Raw genomic sequence first — 16,448 nt, forward strand, 5'->3', positions numbered from 1 at the left:
CTTCTGCTCGCCCCGAGACATTCGAGGGGCTCGCCCCGAGCCGGTCAGCCGATATTTCATTTGCACCGCGTCTTTTGTGAAACTATATTCCGGGCCTCTGCAAAGGGGGATCGGATGCACAAGGCGGTGCTGCTCAGGCACGGGGAGAGCGTCTGGAACAGGGAGAACCGCTTCACCGGATGGACCGACGTCGACCTCTCGGAAAAGGGGATCGTGGAGGCTCACGAGGGTGCTGCGGAGCTCGCCAAGGGGGGGTACACGTTCGACGTGGCCTTCACCTCGGTGCTCAAGCGCGCGATACGGACGCTGTGGATCGTGCAGGACGACATGGACCTCATGTGGATACCGGTGCACCGCTCCTGGCGCCTCAACGAGCGCCACTACGGCGCGCTGCAGGGGCTCAACAAATCGGAGATGGCCGCGGCCCACGGCGAGGAGCAGGTCAAGATCTGGCGGCGCAGCTACGACATCCCGCCGCCGGCGCTTGTGCCCGACGACGAGCGCTGGCCCGGCCGCGACCCGCGCTACAGTGAGCTCACGAAGGAGGAGCTGCCCGCCACCGAGTGCCTCAAGGACACGGTGGAGCGCTTCCTCCCGTACTGGCACAAGACCATCGCGCCGACCATCAGGGCGGGCAAGAGGGTCATCATCGCGGCCCACGGGAACTCGCTGCGCGCCCTGGTGAAGTATCTCGACGACATCTCCGACCGGGAGATCGTCAGCCTCAACATCCCCACCGGGATGCCGCTGGTCTACGAGCTGGACGACGACCTGAACGCCGTGAACCGCTACTATCTCGGCGACCCCGACAAGGTGCGGGCGGCCATGGAGGCGGTGGCGAGCCAGGGAAAGGCGAAGTGAGGGGAGCGGGCTTCGCAATTCGCCCGGCTGCGTCGCATAAGCGAGCGCCATGATCAAGGCGGAAACAGAACGCAAATACAGGTCCGAATACAGGAAGCTGCTTCTCATCTTCGTGGTCGCGGCCTTCTGCGTTGTCGCCGCCGGCACCGCCTATTATGTCTGGCAGCGCGCCAGGCTGTTCGAGATGGCCTCGGACACCATTGCCGCAGTGGCCGAGCTCAAGATCGGTCAGATCAACAGGTGGCGCGAGGGGCGGCTGCGCGACGCGAGGGTGCTCGGCCGGGACCCCTTCGTTGCCGAGGCGCTGGGAAAGATCCTGTCCGGCACCGATGCGAAAAGCGCGCGCGCACGCTTTGAAGGCTGGCTCACCGAAATCTGCAAGGGAACCGAGTACAGGGAGGGATACCTGCTCGACTCGGGCGGCCGCATCCTGGCGTCATCTTCCGGCGCGATACGGTCCATCGGCGATGACGCGCTGGCGATAGCGCTCAATGCCATGCGTGAGTCGCGGCCGGACCTCGGCGATTTCCACAAGGGGATAATCGACGAGATCCACTTCGACGTCACGGCGCCGATAGGTTCCGGAGACGGCGGCGCCCCCTCGAGGGGTGCGTTCTTCCTGAGGGTCGATCCTGACTTCTACCTCTTCAGGATGCTCAGCGAATGGCCCACCCCGAGCGCAACGGCAGAGACCCTGCTGGTGCGAAGGGATGGCGATAAAATCCTGTACCTGAACGAGCTGCGTCATCGGAAGGGGACCGCCCTTTTGCTCAGGCACCCCGTCTCCGCGCCCGATCTGCCGGCCGCGATGGGCGTGAGGGGCTCGCGCGGCGCCGTGAAGGGATATGACTATCGGGGCGTCGAGGTCCTCGCCTTCATCGATGAGGTGCCGGGCACGCAATGGGTGGTCGTGTCGAAGATCGACATGCGGGAGATCCTCTCCGCGCTGAGGTCTCGCTTCGCGATGATGCTGGCGGTCATGCTCGCGGCCATCGCCGCCTCCGGCTTCATGATCTTCTGGATATGGCGCGCGCGGAGCGCCGAGTTCGCCGCGCGCGAGCTGTCGGAGCGAAGGCGGGCGGAGGAGCAATACAGGGTCGTCGTTCAGACGACCATCGACGGCTTCTGGGTGGCGGACATGGCGGGGCGATTCCTGGAGGTCAACGACGCCTATTGCCGGATGATCGGATACGGCCGGGACGACCTGCTGAAGATGAGCATAACGGACGTCGAGGCGATAGAGAGCCGGGATGAGACGGCCGCCCGCATCAAGAAAATCGGAGAGCAGGGGCACGACCGCTTTGAGAGCCGCCACCGACGCAAGGACGGCACCATGATGGACGTTTCGGTCAGCGCCAACTACATGCCTGTGAACGGCAGGCGGATGGTCGTGTTCATTCGCGACATCACCGAGCGCAAGAAGACTGAGGAGGCTCTGCGGAGGAGCGAGACCAAATTCAGGACGCTGTTCGAGAACGCCAGCGACGCCATATTCCTGATGCAGGGGAACAGGTTCATCGACTGCAATGAGGGCACGCTCAGGATGTTCGGGTGCACGAGAGAGCAGATCGTCGGCCAGTACCCCTACGACTTTTCCACCCCCCTTCAGCCGGACGGGCGGGACTCCAGGGAGAAGGCCATCGAGAACATCTCCGCGGCATATTCCGGGACGCCCCAGTTCTTCGAGTGGAGGCACACGAGGCTGGACGGGACTCCGTTCGACGCGGAGGTGAGCCTCAACAGAATGGAGCTGGGGGGCGAGCCCTATCTCCAGGCCATGGTCCGCGACATCACCGGGCGAAAGAGGCTGGAGCGGATAAGGGCGAACCTCATCCGCGACGTCTCCCACAGCCTCAAGACCCCGATCGCCACCACGGCCATGGCGCTGGAGGTGCTCGCCAGGGCGGCGAAGATCGGAGACATGTCGGGCATCGACGGGGCCCACGGCATCATTGAGAGGAACCTACGCACGATGCAGGAGGACGTGGGCAAGATACTCAAGGTCTACGAGCTGGACGACATGATCGGTCAAAGGCGCGCGAGGCCTAAGGGGTCATGTTCGCTCAGGGGCACGGCTGAGGCGGTCCTGGATAAGCTGCGCGACCAGGCCGGGGTAAAGGGGATCGATCTGTCGCTGGACCTGGACGTCGCCGCCGACGAAGTCGCCGTGGAGGCCGGGGACATGGAGACCATCCTCAGAAACCTCGTCGAGAATGCGATAAAGTTCACCGACAGGGGCAGGGTCTCCGTGGCAGCGAGAAGGGCGGGCGGGATGGCCGAGATCTCCGTGTCCGACACCGGCAGGGGCATATCCTCCGGGGATATGGGCCTCATATTCGAGAAGTTCTTCCAGCGGAACCCCGCGACAGAGGGGGTGGGGCTAGGGCTTTCGATATGCAGGGAGACCGCGGAGCTCTACGGAGGCGCGGTGAGCGGCCGTTCCGATGGCGAGGGAAAGGGCGCGACATTCACCGTCCTTTTGCCCCTTGCACGCTGAGGATTTTTGATCGATATTTCGCAGGGAGGTGGACCGTGCCGGAGAATAAAGGGGCCAAGCGCATCCTCATAGTCGAGGACAGCAAGGACATGCGGGAGATCTACCGCACCTTTTTCAAGAACCACTCGGGCGAGTACGCGATAGAGATCGAGGGCGACGCCCAGGCCGCGCTCCAGCGGATAAAGAACACGTCGCCGGACCTCATCGTGCTCGACATCATAATGGAGCCGATGACCGGCGAGGCGTTCCTCGTCCACGCAAGGCATAACAAAACCACACAGGACACGCCGATAGTGATCGTCAGCGTGCTCAGCGAGAGCATCCTGAAGGGCATCTCCCGTCACAAGAACCTTGAGTTCCTGCAGAAGCCCATCACCGAGGTCCAGCTCATGGGCGCCATCAAAAAGAAAATCGGCTGAGGAGAGGCGGTCAGGCAGGGGGGAGGCTCATCGGAGCGCGGGCACGTCGCGCCCCTCGCCGTGATCCGGCATCCAGAAATCCCTTATCAGGTCCGGCGTCGAGACGAGGGCGTTCGCCAGCCTCTCGATCGCCTCGAACTGGCCGTCGTCGCCGAGCCTGAACGTGCCGTAGTGGATCGGGATGCTCACGCGCGAGCCGAGTAGCCTGTGCGCCTCTATCGCCTGCCCGGGCGAGAGGTGCATGGGCTGCATGAACCATGCGGGCAGAAACGCGCCGATGGGGAGCGCCGCGAGCCTGGGCGGGCCGTAGCGGTCCCGGATATTTGCCAGGTGGCGCCCCCAGCCGGTGTCCGCGGCGAAATAGATGGGCCCCGCGGGAGCCGCTATCACGAAGCCGCCCCAGAGCGCGCGGTTGCGGTCGCAGAGCGAGCGGCTCGAGAAGTGGCGCGCAGGCACGTAGGCCAGCTTCACCCCCGGCGAGATCTCGGCCTCGTCCCACCAGTCCATCTCACTCGCGCCCCCGATCCCGGCGGCCTTCAGCGTGGCGGCGTTCCCCAGCCCAGTGAAGAAGCGCGGGGAGTGCTCGCGGGCCAGGCGCGCAAGCGTGGGCATGTCCATGTGATCGTAGTGGTTGTGGCTCACGAGAACGATGTCGATGCGCGGAAGCTCCTCGAATCTGATCCCCGGCGTCCGGCGCCTCCTGATGCCGATCCATGAGGCAGGGCCGATCCTTTCCGACCACACGGGGTCCGTGAGTATGTTGAGCCCCTCCGTCTGGATGAGCAGCGTGGAGTGGCCCACGAACGTGACACGCAACCTGCCGCCTTCCACACTCTTCGGCGGGGGAGGGCCCGGCTCCGCGTCGAGCCGCTCGAGCCACGGGCCGGGCTTTCTGGTCCAGCTCCACCTGAGGAAGCGGGCGAAGCCGAGGCCCGGCGTCGCCGGCAGGTTGTGAAAACTCCTGCCGTCGAAGTGGTCTGTGACAGGGCCCCTGTATCGGGGCGTCCCTGTGACGAAGCACCCGTAGGACATGAGGATGAGGAGCGCGGCAAGGATCGCCGCCAGCATCATTGTAAGGGGCCTGATCCTGAAAAGGCGCGATCGCTGCATCACCGCGATTAGTGGACGGCGAGATGTGAAAAGTCAATTATTTCGCCGCGTCCTCTTCCTTTGACAATCGCCCATGTTCAGGGTAATCGAAACTTCTCGGCAAAGGGGGAGAAGGATGCACTCGGCGGTTCCCGTCACCGATTCGATCACCTGGATAGGCGCCAACGACCGCGAGACCGACCTCTTCGAGGGGCTCTGGCCGCTGCCCCGCGGTGTCTCATACAACTCGTACCTCGTGAAGGCCGCGAAGACCGCCGTCATCGACACGGTCAAGCGCAACTCCTTCGACCGCTATCTTGACAACATCCGCCGCTGCGTCGGCTGCGACGGCATCGTCGACTATCTCGTCGTGAACCACATGGAGCCCGACCACTCCGGCTCGATCCGGCTCCTGCTCAATATCTTCCCCGAGATGAAGATCGTGGGCAACGCGAAGACCGCCGCATTTCTGGAGCAGTTCTACGGCATCAGGGATAACGTCGTCACGGTGGCCGAAGGCGGGGAGCTCGACCTCGGGGGCAGGGTCCTCGGATTCCACATGACGCCGATGGTCCACTGGCCGGAGACGATGATGACCTATGACGCGGCCGAGGGGGTCCTCTTCTCCGGCGACGCATTCGGCGGCTTCGGGGCGCTGGAGGGCGGCATCTTCGACGACGAGGTGGACATCGACTACTTCGAGGGCGAGATCCTGCGCTATTTCTCCAACATAGTCGGGAAATACTGCATTCCCGTGCAGGCGGCGCTCAAGAAGCTCGCGGGGCTCGGCGTGAAGACGATCTGCGCGACGCACGGCCCGATCTGGCGCAAGGACCCTTCATGGATCATCGAGCGCTACGACCGCTGGAGCAGGCACGAGGGCGAGGAGGGCGTGGTCGTCGTCTACGGCTCCATGTACGGCAACACGGAGAGGATGATGGAGGCCTGTGCCGTGGGTCTGGCGGACGAGGAGGTCTCGCGCGTGCGCATCCACGACGTCTCGCGCATGCACGTCTCATATCTCATACGCGATGCGTGGCGCTTCCGCGGTCTCATACTCGGCAGCCCGACCTACGACACGGGGCTCTACCCGCCGATGGACCACTTCATCCGGCTGCTCGCGCACAAGAGGCTCATGAACCGGGTGCTCGGCCTGTTCGGCACCTTCGGCTGGAGCGGAGGCGGGGTCTCCACGCTCACGGAATTCGCAAAGGGGGGCCGGGGGGCCTGGGATCTGGTCGAGCCGATTGTGGAGGCCAGGTGCGCGCCGAGCGCAGAGGACCTCAAGAGGTGCGAGGAGCTGGGGCGCAATGTGGTCAAGAGGCTGAGGGGGGAGCTAGAAGCTAGAAGCTAGAAGCTAGAAGCTAGAGGCTGGAGACAATCGGTCGTTTTTCCGGCCCCTTATTTGATTGCAGACTGAATAGCTTATATATATACGGATTGAAAGACACACTCAGCGAAAGGAGATCGAGATGGCACTGAAAGGCACCAAGACAGAGCGAAACCTTCTGCAGTCGTTCGCTGGCGAGTCGCAGGCGCGCAACCGCTACACCTACTTCGCCAGCCAGGCGAAGAAGGAGGGGTATGTCCAGATCTCCCACATATTCGAGGAGACCGCGAACCAGGAGAAGGAGCACGCCAAGCGCTTCTTCAAGTTCCTCGAGGGGGGCATGGCGGAGATCGGCGGCATGTTTCCGGCCGGAAAGATAGGCACGACGCTCGAGAACCTCGCCGAGGCGGCAGCCGGCGAGCGCAACGAGTGGTCGGAAATGTATCCCGGCTTCGCCAGGATCGCGCGCGACGAGGGTTTCAAGGAGGTGGCCGAAGCGTTCGAGGCGGTGGCGGTCGCGGAGAAACAGCACATGCGGCGCTACGAGGCGCTCAAGGCCAACATCGAGAAGGGGATAGTGTTCACGCGGCAGGAGGAGACGACATGGCGGTGCCTCAACTGCGGCTACGTGCACACGGGCAAGGGCGCGCCTGACAAGTGCCCGGCCTGCCAGCACCCGAAGGCTTATTTCGAGATGCTGGGGGAGAACTGGTAGTGAAAACCGTGACTCGTAACTCGTAACTCGTGACTCGTGACTCGTAACTCGTGAATGGTTTGAGAAAAGGGGGGATATATGGCAACGAAGCTTCTTCAGATCTACAGGTGCGAGGTGTGCGGCAACATGGTGGAGATGGTGCACGCGGGCGCCGGCGAGCTCGTCTGCTGCGGACAGCCGATGAAGCTGCTTGCGGCGAACACCTCAGACGGGGCCAAGGAGAAGCACGTGCCCGTGATAGAGAGGACGGACTCCGGGTATCTGGTGAAGGTGGGCAGCGCGCCGCACCCCATGGAGGAGAAGCACTACATAGAGTGGATCGAGCTGATCGCTGACGGACTCGCGCACAGGCAGTTTTTGAAGCCCGGCGACAAGCCGGAGGCCGCGTTCTGCGTCTTGGCCAAAACCGTCACGGCCCGCGAATACTGCAATATCCACGGGCTGTGGAAAGGGGAATGACCCCCTTTCGATCCCAAGCTCGGCGAGCGCGAATGACTGATACGAGATCTCTAAATATCCTCATCGGCGGCGAGGCGGGCCAGGGGCTGGTCACGCTCGGCCACCTACTCTCGAAGATGCTCGTGCGCCGGGGGTTTCGCATCGTGGTGTCGCAGGACTACCAGTCCCGCATCCGCGGCGGCCACAACACCTTCCGGATAAGGGCCTCGTCATCCGAGATCTCGGCGCCTGAGGAGAGGATCGACCTGCTGGTCGCCCTGAACCCCGAGACATTCGAGTTGCACCACGCCTCGCTGCGCGAGGGAGGCTACATCCTGGCGTCGGAGAAACACTCGATAGATCACGCGAGGTGTCTCGCGGTCCCCTACAAGGAGCTCGCAGGCAATCCGCGCTACGATAACACCGTGGCGCTGGGCATATCGTGCGCTTTGCTGGGGCTGCCGAAGGATGCGGCCGCCTCCGCGGTCGAGTCTGCATTCGGCAGGAAGGAGGCCTCCGTCGTTGAGGCCAACGAGGCGGCCCTCTCCCGTGCATACGAATGGGCGGGGGCGAGGAGGATAGACCGCCTTGGCGAGCCGGAGGGGGGCGCGGCCCGCATGATGCAGAACGGCAACGAGGCGATAGCGCTCGGCGCGCTCGCCGCGGGGCTCAAGTTCTATGCGTTCTATCCCATGACGCCGGCGACCTCGATCGCGCTGACCCTCGCCGCGCATTCCCGCAGGATGGGCGTGGTGGTGGAGCAGGTGGAGGACGAGATCGCGGCGATCAACATGGCGATAGGGGCCTCGTATGCGGGAGCGCCGAGCATGGTCGGCACCTCGGGCGGCGGATTCGCCCTCATGGTCGAGGGCGTGAGCCTCGCCGCCATGACCGAGACTCCTATCGTGATAGTTGTCTCGCAGAGGCCGGGGCCGGCCACCGGGCTGCCCACGCGCACGGAGCAGGCGGACCTGGAGCTCGTCCTTCACGCGGGCCACGGCGAGTTCCCGCGCGCAATATTCGCTCCCGGCACGGTGGAGCAGTGTTTCTCTCTCGCGCACAAGGCCATGCACCTGGCAGAGAGGGTGCAGGGGCCGATATTCATCCTCACCGATCAGTATCTTGCGGACTCCTACAGGTCCGTGGAGCCGTTCGATCTCTCTCGTCTCAAGCCGGTCTCGCCGGGCATGGATCCGAAGTCAGCGGGCGCCGATTACCTCCGCCACAGGATGATGCCGGACGGCATATCGCCGAGGCTCCTCCCGGGCGCCTGCGAGCGCCTTGTGGTGACCGACTCGGACGAGCACACCGAGGACGGCCACATCACCGAGGACCTCTCCGTCCGAAAGAGGATGGTGGAGAAGAGGCACGCGAAGATGGGGGCGATGATGTCGGAGCTGGTCTTGCCAACGTACGCGGGCGACGAGGCGGCCGAGCTGCTGATGGTATGCTGGGGCTCCACCAGGGGCATCGTCGACGAGGCGGCCGCATCGATGCGGGCGGAGGGGCGCAGCGTCGCTGTCATGCACTTCTCGCAGGTCTGGCCGCTGGACCCGGCGCAGTTCCTCGGGAGGCTTCAGGCCGCGAAGAGGGTGGCGGCTGTGGAGGGCAACTCGACCGCACAGTTCGCGCGGCTCGTCCGCCGCGAGAGCGGATTCGAGATCAAGGAGAGGGTGCTCCGATACGACGGCCTCCCTATCACTCCGGATTACATATTGAAGGCGCTGGAATCGTAGGGGCCGATGGCGGCCCTTCGAGTAACGAGTAACGAGTCACGGATCATGGTAAATATATCGGATTACGGAAATCACGAGACCGCATGGTGCCCCGGGTGCGGGAACTTCCCTATCCTCGAGTGCGTGAAGCGGGCGCTCGTGGAGCTCGAGCTCGCCCCGCACCGGGTCCTCTTCGTGTCGGGCATCGGCCAGGCCGCGAAGGCGCCGCACTACCTCGACTGCAACCTCTTCGACGGCCTGCACGGCAGGGCGCTCCCTGCGGCCACGGGCGCAAAGCTCGCCAACCGCAGGCTCGCGGTGATCGTGGAGAGCGGGGACGGCTGCGCCTACGGCGAGGGCGGAAACCACTTCCTCGCCGCGATCAGGCGCAACGTCGACCTCACTTTGATCGTGCACAACAACCAGGTCTACGGCCTCACCAAGGGGCAGGCGAGCCCGACGTCGGAGGAGGGGTTCGTCACGAAGGCACAGCCGGCGGGCGTCTTCTCCGAGCCGTTCCATCCGCTCGGGGTGGCGATCGCCATGCACGCGGGGTTCGTGGCGCGCAGCTTCAGCGGGATGAAGGAGCACGTCGTCGAGATGATCAAGCGGGCGGTCTCGCACCGCGGATTCTCGCTTGTCGACGTTCTGCAGCCGTGCGTCTCCTTCAACAAGGTCAACACCTTCGCTTGGTACAAGGACCGATGCCGGCCGCTGCCGGAGGGGTACGATCCGACGAACTGGGACGAGGCCATGAGGACCGCCATGCGCTGGGGAGAGGAGATCCCGATCGGCGTGATCTACGAGAACAGGAGGCGGACCTTCGAGGAGCACTTCGACTGGATAGACGATGGGGGGCTCGTGGACACGCCTTACTCAAGCGAGAGGCTGGCGGAACTGATCAAGGGCTATGCCTGAGGCGGGGGGGGGGATGGACTTCAATATCGCAAGGGACACAGCGGGCCTCAACCAGGCGCTCTTCTCGGTGACGCACGGCCTCTACATCCTCACATCCAGGGCCGGCGACCGAATCAACGGCCAGTGCCTCGATTCGCTCATGCAGGTGACCAACATGCCGCCGCGCATCGCCATAGGGGTCGGCAAGCGCTCGCTCACGCACGAGATGATAACGGAGTCCGGGGTCTTCGTGGCCAACGTCATAGACAGGGGTTTTGCCGGGTGCTACGACGACGTGAAGCGCTTCGGGTTCCAGAGCGGACGCAAGGTCGACAAGTTTGCGGACAGGGCGCAGGAGCCCGGGGAGATGGGCGCGCCGATCCTTCCGGAGGCGAAGGCGTTCTACGAGTGCAGGGTGATCAGCGACAAGACGCTGGACCTCGGCACCCACACGCTCTTCGTGGCGGATGTGATAAGGGCCGGCACCCGTGAATCGGGGGAGCCGCTGACGTATAATGAGTATCGCAGGGTGATGAAAAAGAAATAGCACGAGTCACGAGTCACGAGTCACGAAAACAGCGGGGGTTCATATGCAGAAATGGATATGTCAGGTCTGCGGCTACATCTACGATCCGGCGGCGGGCGACCCGGCCAACGGCGTGGACCCCGGCACCGCCTTCGAGGATCTGCCGGACGACTGGGTCTGCCCAGAGTGCGGGGTGGGCAAGGACCAGTTCGAGAAGATCCACAACTGAGGCGGCGATGCGCGAGGTCAGGCTCGGGGACGAATCGTTTCTTCCCACCAAGGTCGTGTGCGTGGGCAGGAACTTCCCTGACCACGCACGGGAGATGGGCGGTGAATCCCCCTTCAGCGAGCCGGTCATATTCATCAAGCCGAACTCCTCGATAGCGAGCTCCCCCGCCGAGCTCTTCATCCCGGAGGGTCTGGGGCTTCTGCACCACGAGGTCGAGCTGTGCGCGCTGGTTGGCCGAACGGTCTTCTCCGCCTCCGGGGAGGAGGCGGCCGATGCGGTCGCAGGCTGGGCGGTGGGCATAGACTTCACGCTCAGGGAGAGGCAGGCGGCCGCCAAGAGGTCGGGCGGGCCCTGGGCGCTCTCTAAGGGTTTCGACGGCGCCGCGGTCCTGGGCGAATTCAGGAGGGCGGGCCGTGATTTCGATCCCGGCTCCGCGGAGCTTTCGCTCCGTGTCGACGGAAAAGAGCGCCAGCGCGGCAACGCGCGCGACATGACGTTTTCGCCGCAGGAGATAATCGGCTTCGTCTCGGGCTTCATGACCCTCGAGCGCGGCGACGTGGTCATGTGCGGCACCCCGGCGGGCGTGGGGCAGGTGAACGACGGGGAGAGGATCAGGGCCGAGGCGGAGGGGCTCGCGGTCCTTGAGTTCACCCTCAAAAGATCAAGGGGGGGATCATGCATGTGATAACAGGGGTTCTGTACGAATCCATGTCCCTGCTGTACCAGATGGCGCCCTACCTGCTCTTCGGCTTTTTCTTCGCAGGGATACTGCACGCCTTCATATCGCTGGAGTGGATCGCGAGGCACCTGGGCAAAAGCGGCATAGGCTCGGTGGTCAAATCGGTGGTGCTCGGAATACCGCTCCCGCTGTGCTCCTGCGGCGTCATACCGGCCGCCATGATGCTGAACAAGAAGGGGGCGAGCCGCGGCTCCGTGGTGAGCTTTCTGATCGCCACGCCGATAACCGGCGTGGACTCGATACTCGCTACCTACTCGCTCATGGGCCTCTTCTTCACCGTCTTTCGGGTGATCTCCTCCGCGGTCACGGCGATCGTGGCCGGGATCATGGGGAACCTCTTTCTCGCCACCAGGCACGAGCCTCTGGCCCAGGGGCCCGACCTTTCGAAGGAGGGTGAGCGCTGCCGCGTGTGCGGGCACGAGGGGCATGAGATCAACGAGCGAGCGAGGTGCGAGAAGCCCCAGTGGTGGCGGATGGGCAGGATCTACGAGATGATCCGTTACGCCTTCGGCGAGCTGCTGGCCGACATATGGCGGTGGCTCGTCGTGGGCCTGCTCATCGGAGGGATCATCTCCTACGCCGTGCCCGACGAGCTTATCACCCGCTACCTCGGCTCCCCGTTTCTCTCCATGATCGTGATGCTGCTGGTGGGAATCCCGATGTACGTCTGCTCCACGGGGTCCCTGCCCATCGCCGCGGCGCTCATGCTCAAGGGGATGAGCCCTGGCGCCGCCATGGTGTTTCTGCTCGCGGGGCCGGCCACGAACGCGGTCACCATCACGGTGGTGGCAAAGGAGCTGGGCAGGGGCGCGGCGTCGATCTACGTGGCCACCATCGCGGTGATGAGCGTCGCCTTCGGATTCGCGCTCAACTGGCTCTGGTACGGTGCCGGGATGTCGGCGCAAGTCGTCCACCATGTCGGGTTCGCGCTCCCGGCGTGGGCGGAGAAGGTCTCTGCGGTCCTTTTCCTCGCGCTCGTCCTCAACGTGGCGGTGCGGGGCATAATAAAGAGCTCAAAGGTGAAAGGTGAAAGGTGAAAGGTGAAAGGGGTTATGATGAAGGGGAAGATCGACGAGCTGTGCGTGAACGCGTTGAGGATGCTGGCCATAGACGCGGTGGACCGCGCAAAGTCAGGGCACCCGGGCATGCCGCTCGGCGCCGCCCCCATGGCGTACGCCCTCTGGACCGGCTTCCTCAGGCACAATCCCGCAAATCCCGCCTGGTTCGGCCGCGACCGATTCATACTCTCGGCGGGCCACGGCTCCGCGCTCCTCTATGCGTTGCTTAATCTTTCAGGTCACGACCTCTCCATGGAGGAGATAAAGAACTTCAGGCAATACGGCAGCCGCACTCCCGGCCATCCTGAGCGCTGCGCCGGCTGCGGCATCGAGGTCACCACGGGGCCCCTCGGCCAGGGGTTCGCGATGGGGGTCGGCATGGCCATGGCCGAGCGATTCATGGCGGCCCGCTACAACAGGCCCGGGCTCAATGTCATCGATCATCACACATGCTCGATAATTTCGGACGGCGACCTCATGGAGGGGGTGTCCTCGGAGGCGGCCTCTATCGCGGGACACCTCAAGCTCGGAAAGCTGATCTATCTCTACGACGACAACCACATCTCCATCGAGGGGAGCACCGATCTCGCGTTCTCCGAGGACGTGCTGCGCCGCTTCGACGCCTGCGGCTGGCACACGGAGCGGGTGAAGGACGGCAACGACCTGGCCGCGATCGCAAAGGCGATCGGGAGGGCGAGGGCGGAGGGCGAGCGGCCGTCGCTGATCGCGGTGCGCACCCACATCGGATTCGGCAGCCCGAAGCATGACACCGCCTCTGCGCACGGCGAGCCGCTGGGCGCGGAGGCCAACCGGGCGACGCGGGAGTTCTTCGGCTGGCAGCGCGCGCCGTTCGAGGTGCCGGAGGAGGTGCGCGGGCGCTTCGCGAAGGCGGCAGAGGAGGGCGCCCGCCGCGAGGGGGAGTGGAACGGGCTGATGCAGCGCTACCGCGAGAAGCACCCCGAGGATGCGGCGAGGCTCGATGACGAGATCGCGGGGAGACTGCCTGCGGGATGGGAGGAGGTTCTGCCCGCCTTCGAGGCCGGGAAGGCCGTTGCCACGCGCGCGGCGTCCGGGAAGGCGATCAACGCACTGGCCAGGGCGCTGCCGAACCTCATCGGCGGGTCGGCCGATCTAGGCCCCTCCAACAAGAGCACGATCGACGGCGGCGGCGACTTCGAGGCGGCGAACCACGCGGGCCGCAACATCCACTTCGGCGTGCGCGAGCATGCCATGGGCGCGATCGTGAACGGCCTTGCCGTGCACGGCGGCATCATCCCGTTCGGCGCGACGTTCCTCGTCTTCTCCGATTATATGCGGCCGTCGATCAGGATAGCGGCCCTGATGCAGTCGCGCTCCATCTTCGTCTTCACGCACGACTCGCTCGGCATCGGCGAGGACGGCCCCACCCACCAGCCGATAGAGCACCTTGCCTCGCTGCGCGCCATGCCCGGGATAGTCGTGATCCGCCCTGCGGACGCGAACGAGACCGCGGCCGCATGGCGATGGGCGATATCGAGCGGACGGCCTGTGGCGCTGGCGCTCTCGCGGCAGAACCTGCCGGTGCTCGACCGCGATGCGGTGGAGCGGGCAGGCGGGGTGGAGAGGGGCGCCTACGTCCTCTCCGAATGCGAGGGCGAGCCCGACGCCATAATCATCGCCACCGGCTCCGAGGTGCACCTGGCGCTGGAGGCGCAGTGCTGGCTCCTCTCCGAGCATATCCCCGTGCGCGTGGTCTCCATGCCGTCGTGGGAGCTCTTCGAGGAGCAGCCGGAGGGGTATCGGGACTCGGTGCTCCCCCCCTCCGTGAAGGCCAGGGTCGCCGTGGAGGCGGGGGCCACCTTCGGCTGGAGCCGCTGGGTGGGGGAGTCGGGCCGCGTGGTCGGCGTCGACCGCTTCGGCGCCTCGGCGCCGGGAGAGGTGGCCATGGAGCGGCTGGGCATCACCGCCGACGCTGTGATCAGGGCGGTGAAGGAGATCCTCTGATCAGAAAGGACGCAACTTTCGGGCGGCGGTCCCGATAAAGAGGGTGATGCGCTCAATCTTCCCGTCATGGATGGGTCTTCAGCCGGCGCCCGCGTTTGCAGCGGCCGGCATGTCGGCACGGGCGCCGTTTCGTCCCTCCGGCGCGTCAGGTCTTTTGGACTCCTTCGTGAAAGGCGGCGATACGACTGCCGTCGGCAGAGATGGGCCTGGGCCTTTGCGCGCCTCCCTCTTCGCCGCCGCCCCGACCGAGGAGTTTTGTCAGGCCCCCACGGCGGCCGGTGTGTCAGCGGACGCAGCGATAGCTGCCGCGGCCGCAGCCGCCTCCGCGAAGGCGGTGAGCGCCTACTCGGTCTACATGGCCTTCTACACCATGCGCACGCTCCAAAAGGTGATACTGGACGACGAGGAGCTTGTGAAGGTGATCTCATTCAGGTCGTGGATCAAGGAGGTGAGCCCCATGGAGCGCCAGGCCATGAAGGGGACCGTGGCCGGCCTGGAATCCAGGGAGGAGGAACTCGAGGCGCTCAGGGAGGCGCTCGGACAGAAGGGTCCGCTTACAAAGAGGATCAGGGAGCTTTGCCGCACCCTCTTCGGCCTGAGAGGGGCCGAAGGGCCCAAGCCCTCCGCAATCTCATCCGCCTCGACGCTGGGGCTCTCGGGAAAGATAAAGACCCTGTGGGCGAGAAAGCGCGAGCTGGAAGCGGATGTGGCGCGGGCGAGGATCGCGAAGGAGTGGTTCGAGCGCACCGCATGGTCGCACTACGGCTACATAAGGTTCACCGATGCGGGCTGGAAGATCCTCGAGATCCTCGACCGGCACAGGGAGGACCCCAGGATGAACGACATGAACATAGACGATTACCTGGCCCTGCTGGCCAAAGAATCCAAGCGCTGATCACCCCTCCTCGTCGAGGCACCTCTCGCCGGCGCGGCGGCGGGGCCCCAGCGCATCCCTTTCGCCCCTCGGAAATATCACGAACTTCTTCACCATGTGGTCGGGGTGGTAGCTCTCCTTGGCCTTTCTCAGTCCCGGGATCCCCACGTCCTGCTCGCGGTTGACGAACTCAAACCGGGACAGCCCGTTCTTGCAGTACCAGTGATTGATCAGCTGGTACAGCCCCTTGAACTGGGGCATCGCCTTCTCGACGTGTATGACCGCGGTGTTTTCGTTCAGGCGCTGGCCGACCGTGAAGGCCTCTATGCGGCCGTCGATGCGGATAGCGGCCCCGGTCACGCTGAGATTGTCGAACTCCTCCAGAACAGTCTTCACGGCCCGGTACTCGCTGCACAGCCCACGGTCGTCACGGCATCTGCGCCAGTCGCACCAGCGATCCATCATCGGCCGCAGCTCGTGAAGGTTTTTCGGGGATATCTCCTCGTATGTGCAGTCGTATTCGGCAAGGCACTGGGCGATGAGATTGCGCTTGCTGTGGTACCTCCTGCCGGCGAGCTCCGCCAGGTCTTCCCTTCGGTAGACATAGTCGTAGAGGTCCGCCTCCTCCTCGATCTGCCAGCCTTGGCCGGGAACCGAATGCGCCCGCGCCTCTCCGATCCGCTCGAAGCCCGCCACTTTTTTACCCGTCGCCCCCTCCACCTCTCTTGCAGCTTCGGCAAGGGGGATGGGCCCTATCGGCGAGCCGACGAGCACCACCCCGCGGTCGCGCTCATCGAACAGGACGAGGGAATCGTCCGCGTCCAGCGCCTGGAAAGGGTGGGAATCGCTCCACATGAACATGTTCGTGAAGGTCTGTTCGGAGAGCACAGTGGGGTAGCGGGCCAGCCTATCCTCATAGACGGCCCTCTGGTCGAGGGAAATCGGTCCCAGCATCTTCATCTCGGTGCCTCTCCGCTGCCGTTACGGGAGCCCCTGCTGTATCCCATTGATATCAGATGTCAAACTTGTAATCATCGCGCCCGGATGCTACATGGTGGCATCATTATAATAGACACGG

At 64.5% G+C, this 16,448-nt stretch carries 16 protein-coding genes; 14 read left to right on the forward strand and 2 right to left on the reverse strand.

The features are described 5' to 3' along the window. The first annotated feature begins 114 nt into the window (after positions 1–114). Genes gpmA through JXA24_04085 form a run of 3 tightly spaced genes read left to right on the forward strand, consistent with a single transcriptional unit; the run spans position 115 to position 3,777 of the window. Complete coding sequence (gpmA, locus tag JXA24_04075) at positions 115–861, forward strand: 2,3-diphosphoglycerate-dependent phosphoglycerate mutase (protein MBN1282931.1); 747 nt, start codon at positions 115–117, stop codon at positions 859–861. 49 nt (positions 862–910) lie between these two features. Continuing rightward, positions 911–3,358: a PAS domain S-box protein gene (locus tag JXA24_04080; protein ID MBN1282932.1), complete on the forward strand. Its 2,448-nt coding sequence runs from the start codon at positions 911–913 to the stop codon at positions 3,356–3,358. Between the two features lie 35 nt (positions 3,359–3,393). Further along, positions 3,394–3,777, forward strand: a complete 384-nt coding sequence (locus tag JXA24_04085; protein MBN1282933.1) for a response regulator — start codon at positions 3,394–3,396, stop codon at positions 3,775–3,777. A gap of 27 nt (positions 3,778–3,804) precedes the next feature. Here JXA24_04085 and JXA24_04090 read toward each other — a convergent pair whose 3' ends face one another. Further along, on the reverse strand, positions 3,805–4,845 hold the full coding sequence (locus JXA24_04090; GenBank protein MBN1282934.1) for an MBL fold metallo-hydrolase: 1,041 nt from the start codon (positions 4,843–4,845) through the stop codon (positions 3,805–3,807). A gap of 157 nt (positions 4,846–5,002) precedes the next feature. Between JXA24_04090 and JXA24_04095 the strand changes: the two genes are divergently transcribed. The 11 genes from JXA24_04095 (at position 5,003) to JXA24_04145 (ending at position 15,391) form a co-directional block, all read left to right on the forward strand. Continuing rightward, positions 5,003–6,220 (forward strand): FprA family A-type flavoprotein, encoded by a 1,218-nt coding sequence (locus tag JXA24_04095; protein MBN1282935.1) that lies wholly within the window; start codon positions 5,003–5,005, stop codon positions 6,218–6,220. 118 nt (positions 6,221–6,338) lie between these two features. Continuing rightward, positions 6,339–6,911 carry a rubrerythrin family protein gene (locus JXA24_04100; GenBank protein ID MBN1282936.1) on the forward strand — a complete coding sequence of 191 codons (573 nt, stop codon included), beginning with the start codon at positions 6,339–6,341 and terminating at the stop codon, positions 6,909–6,911. Between the two features lie 78 nt (positions 6,912–6,989). After that, positions 6,990–7,370: a desulfoferrodoxin gene (locus tag JXA24_04105; protein ID MBN1282937.1), complete on the forward strand. Its 381-nt coding sequence runs from the start codon at positions 6,990–6,992 to the stop codon at positions 7,368–7,370. Positions 7,371–7,402: 32 nt separating this feature from the next. Beyond that, positions 7,403–9,085, forward strand: coding sequence for a 2-oxoacid:acceptor oxidoreductase subunit alpha (locus tag JXA24_04110; protein ID MBN1282938.1), 1,683 nt, complete (start codon positions 7,403–7,405; stop codon positions 9,083–9,085). Positions 9,086–9,130: 45 nt separating this feature from the next. Beyond that, positions 9,131–9,982, forward strand: coding sequence for a 2-oxoacid:ferredoxin oxidoreductase subunit beta (locus JXA24_04115; GenBank protein MBN1282939.1), 852 nt, complete (start codon positions 9,131–9,133; stop codon positions 9,980–9,982). A 13-nt stretch (positions 9,983–9,995) separates the two neighbouring features. Next, entirely contained in the window at positions 9,996–10,508 is a 513-nt protein-coding gene (locus JXA24_04120) for a flavin reductase (GenBank protein MBN1282940.1), read from the forward strand. 43 nt (positions 10,509–10,551) lie between these two features. Beyond that, positions 10,552–10,716 (forward strand): rubredoxin, encoded by a 165-nt coding sequence (locus tag JXA24_04125; protein MBN1282941.1) that lies wholly within the window; start codon positions 10,552–10,554, stop codon positions 10,714–10,716. A 7-nt stretch (positions 10,717–10,723) separates the two neighbouring features. Then, on the forward strand, positions 10,724–11,401 hold the full coding sequence (locus JXA24_04130) for a fumarylacetoacetate hydrolase family protein (GenBank protein MBN1282942.1): 678 nt from the start codon (positions 10,724–10,726) through the stop codon (positions 11,399–11,401). Beyond that, entirely contained in the window at positions 11,392–12,492 is a 1,101-nt protein-coding gene (locus tag JXA24_04135) for an SO_0444 family Cu/Zn efflux transporter (protein ID MBN1282943.1), read from the forward strand. Before JXA24_04130 ends, JXA24_04135 begins: the two co-directional genes overlap by 10 nt. Positions 12,493–12,510: 18 nt before the next feature. Continuing rightward, entirely contained in the window at positions 12,511–14,496 is a 1,986-nt protein-coding gene (gene tkt / locus JXA24_04140) for a transketolase (protein MBN1282944.1), read from the forward strand. Positions 14,497–14,542: 46 nt separating this feature from the next. Then, a complete protein-coding gene (locus JXA24_04145; protein ID MBN1282945.1) occupies positions 14,543–15,391 on the forward strand; it encodes a hypothetical protein in 849 nt (282 codons plus the stop codon). On the opposite strand, the gene JXA24_04150 is transcribed toward JXA24_04145, so the two are convergent. Continuing rightward, positions 15,392–16,330 carry a DUF2156 domain-containing protein gene (locus JXA24_04150; GenBank protein MBN1282946.1) on the reverse strand — a complete coding sequence of 313 codons (939 nt, stop codon included), beginning with the start codon at positions 16,328–16,330 and terminating at the stop codon, positions 15,392–15,394. Positions 16,331–16,448: the final 118 nt, after the last annotated feature.

It is taken from the genome of Pseudomonadota bacterium (assembly GCA_016927275.1).
GTDB lineage: Bacteria > UBA10199 > UBA10199 > 2-02-FULL-44-16 > JAAZCA01 > JAFGMW01.

Bases quoted from the DNA above. Each gene is read 5' to 3' on its own strand.
- gpmA (MBN1282931.1), top strand. From the start codon at position 115: ATGCACAAGGCGGTGCTGCTCAGGCACGGGGAGAGCGTCTGGAACAGG.
- JXA24_04080 (MBN1282932.1), top strand. From the start codon at position 911: ATGATCAAGGCGGAAACAGAACGCAAATACAGGTCCGAATACAGGAAG.
- JXA24_04090 (MBN1282934.1), bottom strand. From the start codon at position 4,845: ATGCTGGCGGCGATCCTTGCCGCGCTCCTCATCCTCATGTCCTACGGG.
- JXA24_04095 (MBN1282935.1), top strand. From the start codon at position 5,003: ATGCACTCGGCGGTTCCCGTCACCGATTCGATCACCTGGATAGGCGCC.
- JXA24_04100 (MBN1282936.1), top strand. From the start codon at position 6,339: ATGGCACTGAAAGGCACCAAGACAGAGCGAAACCTTCTGCAGTCGTTC.
- JXA24_04105 (MBN1282937.1), top strand. From the start codon at position 6,990: ATGGCAACGAAGCTTCTTCAGATCTACAGGTGCGAGGTGTGCGGCAAC.
- JXA24_04110 (MBN1282938.1), top strand. From the start codon at position 7,403: ATGACTGATACGAGATCTCTAAATATCCTCATCGGCGGCGAGGCGGGC.
- JXA24_04115 (MBN1282939.1), top strand. From the start codon at position 9,131: ATGGTAAATATATCGGATTACGGAAATCACGAGACCGCATGGTGCCCC.
- JXA24_04120 (MBN1282940.1), top strand. From the start codon at position 9,996: ATGGACTTCAATATCGCAAGGGACACAGCGGGCCTCAACCAGGCGCTC.
- JXA24_04125 (MBN1282941.1), top strand. From the start codon at position 10,552: ATGCAGAAATGGATATGTCAGGTCTGCGGCTACATCTACGATCCGGCG.
- JXA24_04130 (MBN1282942.1), top strand. From the start codon at position 10,724: ATGCGCGAGGTCAGGCTCGGGGACGAATCGTTTCTTCCCACCAAGGTC.
- JXA24_04135 (MBN1282943.1), top strand. From the start codon at position 11,392: ATGCATGTGATAACAGGGGTTCTGTACGAATCCATGTCCCTGCTGTAC.
- tkt (MBN1282944.1), top strand. From the start codon at position 12,511: ATGAAGGGGAAGATCGACGAGCTGTGCGTGAACGCGTTGAGGATGCTG.
- JXA24_04145 (MBN1282945.1), top strand. From the start codon at position 14,543: ATGCGCTCAATCTTCCCGTCATGGATGGGTCTTCAGCCGGCGCCCGCG.
- JXA24_04150 (MBN1282946.1), bottom strand. From the start codon at position 16,330: ATGAAGATGCTGGGACCGATTTCCCTCGACCAGAGGGCCGTCTATGAG.